Origin of the sequence: uncultured Cellulomonas sp. (genome assembly GCF_963527515.1) — a bacterium.
Classification (GTDB): Bacteria; Actinomycetota; Actinomycetes; order Actinomycetales; family Cellulomonadaceae; genus Cellulomonas.
The window spans coordinates 1-12,006 of sequence record NZ_CAURTV010000106.1; the positions used below are offsets into that span (position 1 = coordinate 1).

Annotated in this window: 12 protein-coding genes and 1 pseudogene; 3 read left to right on the top strand and 10 right to left on the bottom strand. The window is 73.2% G+C overall.

What is annotated here, in order from left to right; translation table 11 throughout:
* The 6 genes and pseudogenes from RYN42_RS17210 to dapE form a co-directional block, all read right to left on the bottom strand.
* A pseudogene (locus tag RYN42_RS17210) lies at positions 1-337 on the bottom strand (leucyl aminopeptidase family protein); the annotation flags it as partial.
* 50 nt (positions 338-387) lie between these two features.
* Entirely contained in the window at positions 388-555 is a 168-nt protein-coding gene (locus RYN42_RS17215; protein ID WP_013772033.1) for a DUF3117 domain-containing protein, read from the bottom strand.
* 175 nt (positions 556-730) lie between these two features.
* Positions 731-2,002, bottom strand: coding sequence for a hypothetical protein (locus RYN42_RS17220; RefSeq protein ID WP_315098032.1), 1,272 nt, complete (start codon positions 2,000-2,002; stop codon positions 731-733).
* The gene (gene folP / locus RYN42_RS17225; RefSeq protein ID WP_315098033.1) at positions 1,999-2,904 is read right to left on the bottom strand and encodes a dihydropteroate synthase; all 906 of its coding nucleotides are present in this window, start codon (positions 2,902-2,904) and stop codon (positions 1,999-2,001) included. Before folP ends, RYN42_RS17220 begins: the two co-directional genes overlap by 4 nt.
* Entirely contained in the window at positions 2,901-3,722 is an 822-nt protein-coding gene (locus tag RYN42_RS17230; protein WP_315098034.1) for a TIGR00730 family Rossman fold protein, read from the bottom strand. Before RYN42_RS17230 ends, folP begins: the two co-directional genes overlap by 4 nt.
* A 38-nt stretch (positions 3,723-3,760) precedes the next feature.
* Positions 3,761-4,849: a succinyl-diaminopimelate desuccinylase gene (dapE, locus tag RYN42_RS17235; RefSeq protein WP_315098035.1), complete on the bottom strand. Its 1,089-nt coding sequence runs from the start codon at positions 4,847-4,849 to the stop codon at positions 3,761-3,763.
* Between the two features lie 44 nt (positions 4,850-4,893).
* Here dapE and dapD point away from each other — a divergent pair, with 44 nt between their 5' ends.
* Complete coding sequence (gene dapD, locus RYN42_RS17240; RefSeq protein WP_315098036.1) at positions 4,894-5,853, top strand: 2,3,4,5-tetrahydropyridine-2,6-dicarboxylate N-succinyltransferase; 960 nt, start codon at positions 4,894-4,896, stop codon at positions 5,851-5,853.
* Positions 5,850-6,743 carry a hypothetical protein gene (locus tag RYN42_RS17245; RefSeq protein WP_315098037.1) on the top strand — a complete coding sequence of 298 codons (894 nt, stop codon included), beginning with the start codon at positions 5,850-5,852 and terminating at the stop codon, positions 6,741-6,743. Before dapD ends, RYN42_RS17245 begins: the two co-directional genes overlap by 4 nt.
* Before the next feature lie 99 nt (positions 6,744-6,842).
* Here the strand turns inward: RYN42_RS17245 and RYN42_RS17250 are convergent, their stop codons facing one another.
* From RYN42_RS17250 to fdxA, 3 genes are all read right to left on the bottom strand, one after another.
* Positions 6,843-8,141: a citrate synthase gene (locus RYN42_RS17250; protein ID WP_315098038.1), complete on the bottom strand. Its 1,299-nt coding sequence runs from the start codon at positions 8,139-8,141 to the stop codon at positions 6,843-6,845.
* 189 nt (positions 8,142-8,330) lie between these two features.
* The gene (gene dapC, locus RYN42_RS17255; protein WP_315098039.1) at positions 8,331-9,458 is read right to left on the bottom strand and encodes a succinyldiaminopimelate transaminase; all 1,128 of its coding nucleotides are present in this window, start codon (positions 9,456-9,458) and stop codon (positions 8,331-8,333) included.
* A 9-nt stretch (positions 9,459-9,467) separates the two neighbouring features.
* Positions 9,468-9,794 (bottom strand): ferredoxin, encoded by a 327-nt coding sequence (gene fdxA, locus RYN42_RS17260; RefSeq protein ID WP_028050935.1) that lies wholly within the window; start codon positions 9,792-9,794, stop codon positions 9,468-9,470.
* Between the two features lie 84 nt (positions 9,795-9,878).
* Between fdxA and RYN42_RS17265 the strand changes: the two genes are divergently transcribed.
* Positions 9,879-10,160, top strand: a complete 282-nt coding sequence (locus RYN42_RS17265; protein ID WP_315098040.1) for a hypothetical protein — start codon at positions 9,879-9,881, stop codon at positions 10,158-10,160.
* Here RYN42_RS17265 and RYN42_RS17270 read toward each other — a convergent pair.
* Positions 10,161-12,006, bottom strand: a 1,846-nt coding sequence (locus RYN42_RS17270; protein WP_315098041.1) for a VanW family protein, incomplete at its 5' end; no start/stop codon positions are given.

Consider the following 12,006-nt stretch of genomic DNA (forward strand, 5'->3'; position numbering starts at 1 on the left):
GGGCGGCCCCGGCGCGGCGCAGGTCGGACGGGCGGCCCGCGCCGACACCGACGAGCACGAGCCGCGGCGGCAGTCCCGACCACGGCAGGGTGACCGACGAGCCCACCGGGCGGGGCAGCTGCAGGACGTAGACCTCGCCCGCCGCACCGGTCAGGCGCGCGCGCTCGCCGATCTCGGCCAGGTCGACGCCGTACCGCGCGGCGGCCTCGGCGGTGCCCTGGAGCGGGCGCAGCGCGTCGTCGCCGGCGCGTGCGGGCGCCACGGGAACCGCGACCGCGTCGGTCGACGCGTCCGTGAGCAGCGCCGTCGTCGCGATGCTGCCGCCGTCGACGGTCACCGCCGGAGGCGTGCGACCGATCGACGTGCTCGTCCTAGCCCGTGCCATCGTCAGCTGACGACGGACGTCAGGGCCTCACCCAGCTCCGCGGCCTCGGTCGCGTTGAGCTCGACCACCAGCCGTCCACCGCCCTCGAGCGGCACGCGCATCACGATGCCGCGCCCCTCCTTCGTGACCTCGAGCGGGCCGTCACCGGTCCTCGGCTTCATCGCGGCCATGCGGGGCCTCTCCTTCGCTCGTGCGTCCGGTGCGCGGCTCGTGGGGCGTTTTCACGCGCACCACGTCGGCCTCGTCTACCGGTTGTCCGGAGTCCATCCTAGTTCACCCAGGCCGCTCACCTGTCCTGATGCCGACCAGGTGCCCCGATCGGACGCGCGTCCAGCACGCGCGGGGTCACGGCGGCCAGTCGGCCACCGGGTTGGTGTGCCACATCTGGCGGATCCACAGCACCTGGAGCCCGAGCATGAGCACCACGACGGCGCCGAACCACCACCGTCTCGCGGCCGCCGGCCTGGTCACGGCCCCCGCCGTCACGGCGCCGAGGGGGAACGCGAGCAGCAGGAACCGGGCGAGGCTGCTGCCCGGCTCCACCACCGCGGCGATGTACACGACGTAGGCGGCCGCCCACGTGTGCAGCTCGTTGCCCAGGCGCCAGGCGGCGGGCACGACGAGCACCGCGACGACCAGCGCGAAGCTGAGCCCCACCACCAGGAGCGCCCGGGACTCGAACCAGAACTGCGGGACGTACGCCCACCCGCCGAAGGGCGCCACCTCCCGCACCCCGCGCCACGCCTCCTGCGTCTGCAGGTACCCGTCCGGCACCCCGGTCACCCATCCGCAGATCGCCGGCCACAGCAACCCCGAGACCACGCACACGACGAACAGCCCCATCAGGCCCACGGCCGTCCGCCAGGACCAGGTGTCGGTCCCCCGCCGCGCCGACCACCAGCGCACCGCCGCGTGCACCACCACGACGGCGGCCATCGGCAGCGCCACGGCCCGTGTGAAGCCGAGCGCGACGACGACCAGCGCCATCCAGCCGTAGTCCCGCCGGAGCAGCAGGAGCAGGGCCGAAGCGACCAGGAGCAGCGCCAGCGCCTCCGTGTACGCCACCTGCAGCACCGCGGCCGTGGGGAAGACGCTGACCAGGACGACCGTCGCCAGCGGCAGACCGGGCCGGGCGGCGACCGCGCGCGCCGCACCCCGGACCACCGTCCGGTGCACGACGAGGACGGCGCCCGCGCCCAGGACCAGCGCGAGCAGCGGCGCGACGACCTCCCAGGGTCCGCCCGTCAGCTGCATGAGTGCGCGGGCCAGCATCGGGAAGAGCGGGAAGAACGCCCAGGCGTTCTGCTGGACCAGGCCCTCGGCGTCCAGCGGGAGCTCGGCGGGGTACCCGCTCTCCGCCACGGTCCGGTACCAGGACCCGTCGAACAGCAGGCCCACGTACGAGAAGTAGTCCGGGTGCGCGGGGGTCCACGGGTTCTGCTCCTGCACGCTCGCCACCCACAGGAAGACCGCGGTGGTGACCAGCCGGGCAACCGCGTAGACGGCGAGCACCAGCACCCACCACGGTCGGCTCGCCGCCCACGCCCACGCGCCCGCGGGCGTCGGCTCGGGGACCGGCTCGTCGACCGGCTCGTCGACCTGCCGCACCTCGCTCACGCCAGCCCCCTCACCACCCGCGCGGGGGGACGGTCCCCGCGGATGGAGGCGACCATATCGAGGGTGCGCCGGGTCGCGCGCACGTCGTGCGCCCGGAACACCCGGGCACCGAGCCAGGCGGCGACCGCGGTCGCGGCGAGGGTCCCCTCGAGACGCTCCTCCGTGGGCAGGTCGAGCGTCTCCCCCACGAAGTCCTTGCGGGACAACGCCATGAGCACGGGGAACCCGAGGGCGACGAGCGTCTCGGTGCGCCGGACCAGGTGCAGCGAGTGCCACGTGTTCTTGCCGAAGTCGTGCGTCGGGTCCACCAGGACGCTCGCGGGGTCGATGCCGAGCGCGACGGCCCGCCGTGCCGCCGCCGACACCGTGCGGACCACGTCGTCGAGCACCCCGTCCAGCGGGTCGCCCTCTGCCGCCTCGTACTCCACCCGGAACGGGTCCGTGCGGGGGCGCACCCCGCCGGTGTGCGAGCAGACCACCCCCAGGCCGCGCTCGGCCGCGACCTCCATGAGCGCGGGATCGTGCCCCGCCCAGGTGTCGTTGATGAGGTCCGCGCCCTCGTCCGCGGCCGCGCGCGCCACCTCCGCCCGCCACGTGTCGACGCTGACGAGGAGGTCAGGGTGGCGACCGCGCACGCGCCTGACCAGCGGGATCACGCGCTCGATCTCCTCGGCCGGCTCCACCCGGGGGCCACGTCCGGCGCGCACGCCGCCCAGGTCCACGATGTCGGCACCCTCGTCGGCGGCCCGCGCGACGGCGTCGTCGGCGTCGGCGTCGTCGAACCGCGCCGGGGCGTAGAACGAGTCGGGCGTGCGGTTGACCACCGCCATCACCACGGGCCCACCCCGACCGACCTCGCGCCCGCGGAGCCGCAGCACGGCACCGGCCGGGGGCGTCGTCACCGGCCCGAGTCCTCGGCTGCCTGCTCCGCGCGGGCGTTCTCGGACGCGGCCGCCTCCTCCGCCGCCCGCAGCTCCACGCCTCGCGCGAGCACGATCTTCACGGCCTCCTCGGCGGTGTCGACCACCTGCAGCAGGTCCAGGTCCGCCTGCGAGATCATCCGGCGCTCGAGCACGGTGGTCCCCACCCAGTCCAGCAGGCCCTGCCAGTACTCGCGGCCCACCAGCACGATCGGGAAGCTGATCACCTTGTGCGTCTGCACCAGGGTCATGGCCTCGAACAGCTCGTCGAACGTGCCGAACCCCCCGGGCATCACCACGAAGCCCTCGGAGTACTTCACGAACATCGTCTTGCGGGCGAAGAAGTACCGGAAGTTCACGCCCAGCTCGACGTACTTGTTCATGCCCTGCTCGAACGGCAGCTCGATCCCTAGCCCGACAGACAGCCCGCCGGCCTCAAGCGCGCCCCGGTTGGCGGCCTCCATGATCCCGGGGCCACCGCCGGTGATGACCGCGTAGCCCGACTCGACCAGCAGGCGGGCGACCTCCATGCCGAGCGCGTAGTCGGGGTGGTCCGCGGGGACGCGCGCGGAGCCGAACACGCTCACCGCCGGACCGACCTCGGCCAGCGCACCGAACCCCTCGACGAACTCGCTCTGGATCCGCAGCACGCGCCAGGGGTCCCCGTGCACCCAGTCGGAGGACCCCGCCCCGCTGAGCAGCCGCTGGTCGGACGTGGTCTTCGGGATCTGGTCGCCCCGCAGCAGGACCGGCCCCTTGCGGTAGCTGGGACCCGAGGAAGGGTGCGCGTCGTCGCTCATGGCCCCGACTCTAGGTCGGCCGGCTGGTGGGCGAGGCCTCAGCCGACCAGCCACGCGCGCAGAGCCGCGTGCGCGAGGGCGATCTGCCCGACGGGGCAGTGCTCGTCCTGCTTGTGCGCCAGCAGCGGGTCCCCCGGACCGAAGTTCACGGCCGGCACCCCGAGCTCGGAGAACCGGGCGACGTCGGTCCAGCCGTACTTGGCGGCGGGCACCCCGCCGGTGACCGCCAGGACGGCGTCGGCGAACTGCTGCGCGGCCGGGTCGTCGAGCCCCGGACGAGCGCCGGGCGCGGCGTCGACGAGCACCACGTCGTACCCCTCGAAGAGCTCGCGGACGTGCGCGGTGGCCTGCTCGACCGACGACGACGGCGCGAACCGGTAGTTCACCGTGACGACGCAGGCGTCAGGGATGACGTTCGTGGCCGTGCCCCCGGAGATCAGGACCGCGTTGAGGCTCTCCTTGAAGACCAGCCCCTCCACCTCGACGTCCCGGGGCGCGTAGGCCTCGAGCCGCCGCAGCACCTCGCCGGCGGAGTGGATCGCGTTCCTGCCCATCCAGGCGCGCGCCGAGTGCGCGGCGACGCCGGTGAGCCGCACCTCCGCCCGCAGGGTCCCGTTGCAGCCGCCCTCGAGCCCGCCGTTGGTGGGCTCGCACAGGACGGCGAAGTCGCCGGCCACCCAGTCGGGGTGCGCGGTCACGATGCGGCCGAGTCCGTTGAGCTCGGCGGCGACCTCCTCGTGGTCGTAGAACACCCAGGTGACGTCCCGCGTCGGCTCGGCCAGCTCGGCAGCGAGCGCCAGCTGCACGGCGACCCCGGCCTTCATGTCGACCGTGCCGCGGCCCCAGATCTCGGCCAGGGAGCCTTCGCCGATCAGCCGGGTGGGCAGGTTGTCGCTGATCGGCACGGTGTCCAGGTGCCCGGCGATGACCACCCGCGAGGCGCGGCCGAGGTTCGTGCGGGCGACGACCGTGTCACCGTCGCGGAGCACCTCCAGGTGGGCGTACCGGCGCAGCGCCGACTCCACCGCGTCGGCGATCGCGCGCTCGTCACCGCTCACGGACGGCAGGTCGCACAGGGCGCGGGTGAGCGTGACGAGATCGGTCGAGAGGTCGAGGGCGCTGTCCACGTCGCGACCCTAGACCCGTGCGGCGGTGTCCTAGGGTTGACGCCATGACTGCACGGACGGCTGAGCGATCGGCTTGGGGATACGGCCTGGCCACGGTGACCGACGACGGCACCACGCTCGACGTCTGGTACCCCTCGCCGGGGCTGGGCTCCCCCACCGACGACGCCACCGTGCCGGCCGTGCTCACCGCGTCCGAGCGCGTCGACGAGGCCCGCGGAGTCCGCGTCGAGGTGGTCCGCACGGTCAGCGACCTGGACGACCCCCCGCAGGACACGGCCGACGCCTACCTGCGGCTCCACCTGCTCTCCCACCGGCTGGTCCGCCCCCACGAGCAGAACCTCGACGGCATCTTCGCGGTGCTGCCCAACGTGGTGTGGACCGACCGCGGTCCCTGCGCCGTCCATGGCTTCGAGGAGACCCGCGGCCGTCTGCGTGCCGCCACCGGTGTCCCGGTCACCGTGCTCGGCGTCGACAAGTTCCCGCGGATGGTCGACTACGTGCTCCCCTCGGGCGTGCGGATCGCCGACGCCGACCGGGTCCGGCTCGGCGCGCACCTGGCCTCCGGGACCACCGTCATGCACGAGGGCTTCGTCAACTACAACGCCGGGACACTCGGCACCTCGATGGTCGAGGGACGCATCTCCGCCGGCGTCGTCGTCGGCGACGGCTCCGACATCGGCGGCGGCGCCTCGATCATGGGCACCCTGTCCGGCGGCGGTCGGGAGGTCGTCTCCATCGGCCGGCGCACGCTGCTCGGCGCCAACGCCGGGGTCGGCATCCCGCTGGGTGACGACTGCGTGGTCGAGGCCGGGCTCTACGTGACCGCCGGCACCAAGGTCACGCTCGTCGGCTTCGCGGACTCCCCCCGGGTGGTCAAGGCACGGGAGCTGGCCGGGCGGGACGGCGTGCTGTTCCGCCGCAACTCGTTGACCGGCGGCGTGGAGGCCGTGGCGCGTGTCGGCTCCGGTGTCGAGCTCAACGCGACGCTGCACACCAACGCGTGACCGCTCGACGTCGGCGACGCGCGCGGCGGGCGGGTCTTGCCGTCGTCGTCGCGGTCACCGTGCTCGTCGGCGGGGTGGCCGCCGTCGTCACCGCCCTCAACCGGTCGTTCCCGTCCCCGCCCTCGGCCGAGCGCTGCTTCGCCGAGGTGGACGGCACGCGCTGGTCGATGAGCCCCGACCAGGCGCAGAACGCCGCCCTCATCGCGGCGACCGGCGTGCAGCGCGGCCTCCCGGCCCGGGCCGTGACGATCGCGCTGGCGACCGCGCTGCAGGAGTCCCGGCTGGTCAACGTCGCCTACGGCGACCGGGACAGCCTGGGCCTGTTCCAGCAGCGACCGTCGCAGGGCTGGGGCACAGCCGAGCAGGTGCAGGACCCGGTCTACGCGACCGGGAAGTTCTACGACGGGCTCGTCACCGTCGCCGGCTACGAGAACCTGCCGGTCACCGAGGCCGCGCAGGCCGTGCAGCGCTCCGGCTTCCCGGACGCCTACGCCCAGCACGAGACGCGGGCGCGCGCCTGGGCGTCGGCCCTCACGGGCTGGTCCCCCGCGACGCTCACCTGCGACCTGCATGTGCCGGACACCGGGACGGCCTCCGCCGACGCCGTCGTCGCGCGTGTGCAGCGCGACCTCGGAGCGCTGCCCGTGCTCGTGACGCCGCTGCCCGACGGCGGCGCGACGCTCGACGTCGACACCTCGGCGATCGGGCCGGAGGGCGACCGGGCACGCCTGGACTGGGCGGTCGCGCAGTGGGCGGTGTCCGTCGCCCACCCGATGCAGCTGACGGCCGTCGGCGTCGCCGACCAGACCTGGGACCGCACGGGCGGCACGTGGACGACCGCGACCGCGCCGCTCCCCGCCGGAACCACCCGCCTGACGCTCGCGGGCTGACCAGCGGGCGCACAGCCGCCGCCCGCAGCCGGTGTCAGCGGGCGTCGACGTCCACGTAGTCGCGCGCTCGTCTCACGCGGCCGCCGCCCGCAGCCGGTCTCAGCGGGCGTCGACGTCCACGTAGTCGCGCGCTGTTGCCCCCGTGTAGATCTGCCGCGGGCGCCCGATCTTCGTCTGCGGGTCCGCCATCATCTCGCGCCACTGCGCGATCCAGCCGGGCATGCGGCCGAGGGCGAACAGGGGCGTGAACATCTCCTCGGAGAAGCCCATCGCCTTGTAGATCAGGCCCGTGTAGAAGTCGACGTTCGGGTACAGCTTGCGCGAGATGAAGTAGTCGTCGGAGAGCGCGATCTCCTCGAGGCCCATCGCCAGGTCGAGCAGCTGGTCGTTGCCGCCCAGGGCGGACAGGACGGAGTCGGCGCTCTTCTTCACGATCGCGGCGCGGGGGTCGTAGTTCTTGTACACGCGGTGCCCGAAGCCCATGAGTCGGACGCCGGGCTCCTTGTCCTTCACGCGCTTCATGAAGTCGGTGGCGTCCCCGCCGTTGGCCTGGATCTCCGTGAGCATCTTCAGCACGGCCTCGTTGGCGCCGCCGTGCAGCGGGCCGGACAGCGCGTTGATGCCGGCCGCGACCGAGGCGTACAGGTTGGCCTGGCTGGAGCCGACGATCCGGACGGTCGATGTCGAGCAGTTCTGCTCGTGGTCGGCGTGCAGGATCAGCAGCTGGTCGAGGGCGGCGACCACCGTCGGGTCCGCCTCGTACTGCTGGTAGGGCACGGCGAACGTCATGCGCAGGAAGTCGTCGACGTACCCACGCGAATAGTCGGGGTAGAGCAGCGGCTCGCCCTTGGACGCGCGGTGCACGTAGGACGTGATGGTCCGCGTCTTGGCCAGGATCAGCACGGTGGCCAGCTCGACCGTCTCGGGGTCGAACGGGTCCAGCGACTCCGGGTAGAACGTGGACAGCGCGTTGATCGCCGACGCCATGACGGCCATCGGGTGCGCGTGCCGCGGGAACGTCCCCATGAACGTGCGGAAGTCCTCGTGCACGAGGGTGTGCCGGTTGACCCGCTCCTCGAACGCCTCGAGCTCCGCCGTGGTCGGCAGGGCGCCGTGGATGAGCAGGTACGCGACCTCGAGGAACGTGGAGTGCTCGGCCAGCTGCTCGATGGGGTACCCGCGGTAGCGCAGGATGCCCTCGTCGCCGTCGATGTAGGTGATCTGCGACTCGCAGGACGCGGTGTTCATGAACCCGGGGTCCACGGTGACCATGCCCGTGTCGCGCAGCAGCGAGGAGACGACGATGCCGTCGTTGCCCTCGGTCGCGGTCACGATCGGCAGGTCCTTGGACTGCCCGTCGACGATCAGCTGGACCGGGGCGGTCACGACGTCCGACATAGGTGTTCCTCTCCTGCGACTTCCGGTGGCGGGATGTCCCGCGGCCTCCGGTCGTCGGCGACGACGGCCTGCCTGGGCGTCCGCGTGCTGCCCTCGTTGGCGTGGATCGACGGTACCTGCGTGGAACGTTCCGTGACCAATCCTCGATCAGACGTTGGTACGGGTGTGACTACCATCACAGCGGACGGATCAGGCCCCCGACAGGCGTGCAGCCGCCTCGGCGATGCGGTCGTCGGAAGCGGTGAGCGCGACGCGCACGTGCTCCGCGTCGCCGTAGAACGCGCCGGGCGCGACCAGGATCCCGAGCCCCGCCAGGTCGGCGACGGTCGCCCAGCTGTCCTGCCCGCCCGACTCCGGCCGCACCCACAGGTACAGGCCTGCGTGCGACCGGTCCACGGCGTAGCCGGCGCTCTCGAACGCGTCCCGCAGCAGGCCCCGACGGCGGCCGTAGACGACCCGTTGGGCGGCCACGTGCTCGTCGTCGGACAGCGCCGCGGTCATCGCCGCCTGCACCGGTCCCGGGACGATCATCCCCGCGTGCTTGCGCACCTCCAGGAGCCGGGCGACGAGCACGGGATCCCCTGCCACGAACGCGGCGCGGTAGCCGGCGAGGTTCGACTGCTTGGACAGCGAGTAGACCGCGAGCAGGCCGGTCAGGTCCCCGCCCGTGACGCGCGGGTCCAGGATGCTCGGCACCCCGGACGACGCCCACGGCTCGTCCCATGCCAGCTCCGCGTAGCACTCGTCGGAGGCGACCACGGCGGGCCGGTCGGACGACCGGGCGGCGTCGACCACCGCACGCAGCTCCTCCACCCCGAGCACGCCGCCGTCCGGGTTGCCCGGTGAGTTCAGCCAGACCAGCCGGACGTCGTGGTCCCCGGCGCGTGCCGCAGGGTGGTCGGTGGGTTCCGGCGTGGCACCCGCCAGCCGTGCACCGACGTCGTACGTCGGGTAGGCGGCGGCGGGGTGGAGCACGACGTCGCCTGCGCCGAGGCCCAGCAGGGACGGCAGGAACGCGACCAGCTCCTTGGAGCCGACCGTCGGCAGCACCGCCACCGGGTCGAGCCCGCGCACGCCACGACGGCGGGCGAACCAGTCGACCACCGCCTCCCGCAGCGCGGGCGTGCCGTGCGTCGTCGGGTAGCCCGGCGAGTCCGCCGCGTGCGTCAGCGCGTCACGCACGACCGCCGGCGTCGGGTCCACGGGCGTGCCGACGGACAGGTCGACGATCCCGCCCGGGAACGCGCGTGCGGCGTCGGCGAACGGGGTCAGCGTGTCCCAGGGGAAGTCCGGCAGGGAACCGGAGTGCAGTCCCACCGGCCGGCGTCAGTCGCCGTGGACGCGCAGCGGCAGGGTCGCGATGATCGGGTGGTCCTTGTCGATCTCACCCATCTTCGCGGCACCACCAGGCGAGCCGAGGTCGTCGAAGAACTCGACGTTCGCCTTGTAGTACTCGGTCCACTGCTCGGGGACGTCGTCCTCGTAGTAGATGGCCTCGACCGGGCAGACCGGCTCGCACGCACCGCAGTCGACGCACTCGTCGGGGTGGATGTACAGCGATCGCTTGCCCTCGTAGATGCAGTCCACGGGACATTCCTCGATGCACGCCTTGTCCTTGACGTCCACGCAGGGCTCGGCGATCACATACGTCACGGTCGGTCCTCCACAGGCCAGGGGTCCTTCTAGTATCGCTCACATGCACCTGCCCGCGACGCGCTGTCCACGAGGGGGACACCCGTGGGCGCCGTGAGCGACGGCGGATGGCGCGCCTGGTCACCCGGCGTCCGGGTGGTTGTGCGACGCCTGCGCGACGACCTCCCCGACGCCCACCCCGAGCACCCCGCGCTGCACGGCCCGCGGCACAACGACGTGCTCGGTGAGCTCCTGGCGGTCGACGACGACGGCGTGCTGGTTCGCACCCGCCGCGGGGACGTACGGGTGCCCGCGGCCGACATCGTGCTCACCAAGCTGGTGCCGCCCGCACCCGCCGGCCGACGTCGCCGGCCGACGGACGCGTAGCTACGGCGCCGGCGGCGTCGCCGTCGGCGGGGCGCCGCAGATCACCTTGTTCTGCGGCTTGTACCGCCACGAGTTCGACTCGGTCTTCTCGAGCGTCCCGTTCAGGTAGACCTTGCGCGTGACCGTCACGGAGAAGCCCGGGTTGCCCGCGGACTGCGGCTCGCACGTGGGCGACTGGGAGTACACGGTGGTCGGGGAGACGACGCCGGAGCGCGGGCTCGTGACCGACTCGACGGTCCAGTGCTTGGTTGACCACACCCGGACGTACACGCGGCCGCCGGACACCCACGCCTGGACCAGCGCGCCGTGCGGGGTGTTGTTCTTCCAGCGCATGTCGAGGGTGCCCGTGAAGATCGTCGCCTCCCGGCCCTCCGGGTACCGCGAGAACCACTCGCTGTGCGGGCGGTGCTCGATGTCCTCGTAGCCCGCCAGGAAGCCGGCGTTGTAGCTGGTGGTCGAGAGCTGGCTCAGGCCACCGCCCCACGCGTCCGTGTGCTCACCACTGACGATCGCACCGGCCTGGACGAACCCGTGCGCCGCGTCGATCGGGCCCAGCGCCTCGGTCAGGCTGAACGTCTCGTCCGGGCGGATCAGCGTGCCGCTGATCTTGCTGGCCCCGTTGGTGATGTTCTGCGTGCGGCGCGGCTCGCTGTTCAGCGGGGTGGAGAACTCCGCCACGACCTCCTTGACGCCCAGCGCCTCGAGCTCGGCTGTCGACTGCGACGGGTCGGCCTGGACCAGCTCCACGTTGGCGGTCCGCTCGTTCGACGCCGCCGCGGTGCCCACGCTGGCGGCGAGCGCCACCGGGTCCAGGGACGTCCCCGGCGTACCCGGGATGATCACCGGGGCGTCGTTGACGAACTCGAAGTGGGCGTCGGCGGACTGGGTGAGCAGGTTCGGCAGCTGTGCCAGGACGGCCTCGGCCAGGCCGTCGCCGTTCATCTGCAGCGCCAGGTCGCCGTCCGTCGGCACCCACGAGCCGTTCGCCGCCAGGGTCGGGGCGTCGATCATCGCGACCTGCCCGGCGACCGCCACCGAGACCGGCGCGGAGACCACCGTCTGCGCCTGGGCCAGGGCGGCGTCCGTCTCGGCCTGCGTGATGTCCGGCTCGACCGTCACGGTCGGCACCTCGATCGGGCGTGCCGCCACCAGCCAGTCGGCCGCCAGCACGTCCGCCGCCCCCGCCTGGTCGAGGTCCCAGCCGTCCACCGCGTCCGTCGACTGCGCGGCGGCGTCGATGAACACCACGGTGCCGTCCACAGGGGCCAGCGCCAGCGAGGTGCCGAGGTCGCTGATCGCCGCGCCGAGCGCCTCGTCGTCCACCGTGGTCACGGGATCCTGCTCGCCCACGCCGGCGATGTGCGCCCACAGCCGCTGCGGCTCGGCCAGGTCGACGCCCGTCAGGCGGTCGACCGTGGCGCGCGAGTCGAAGGTCAGTCCCGCAGCCGCGGGCTCGATGGAGGCCTGGACGTCGTTGGCGACGACCTCGATCGGCTCCGTCGTGGCGGCGGCGAGCTCCTCGTCCAGCCGGGCGACCGCCTCGTCCGCGGGCAGCCCCCCGATGTCCACGCCCGCCACCGTCGCACCGCGCGCGACCCGGTCGGCCAGCGCGTACGACGCCCCGACGTAGGCCGCGGCCAGCGCGAGCACGACGATCGCGATGATGAGGAGCCGACGCGGCCAGCGCCGCTTGCCGTCCTCGGGCTCGAACACGTCGAGCGGGGAGGCCTTGCGCTCCGACTGCGGGACCGGTCCCGAGGGGATCGGTCCGCCCGGCGGCGTGGTCGCGGGCGGAGCGACGGCGGACGTGCTGGGCGGGACCGGGCCGGACGGGATGGGCCCGCGC

Coding starts and splice junctions, on each gene's coding strand:
- RYN42_RS17215 (WP_013772033.1), bottom strand. CDS start 555: ATGGCCGCGATGAAGCCGAGGACCGGTGACGGCCCGCTCGAGGTCACG.
- RYN42_RS17230 (WP_315098034.1), bottom strand. CDS start 3,722: ATGAGCGACGACGCGCACCCTTCCTCGGGTCCCAGCTACCGCAAGGGG.
- dapD (WP_315098036.1), top strand. CDS start 4,894: ATGACTGCACGGACGGCTGAGCGATCGGCTTGGGGATACGGCCTGGCC.
- RYN42_RS17250 (WP_315098038.1), bottom strand. CDS start 8,141: ATGTCGGACGTCGTGACCGCCCCGGTCCAGCTGATCGTCGACGGGCAG.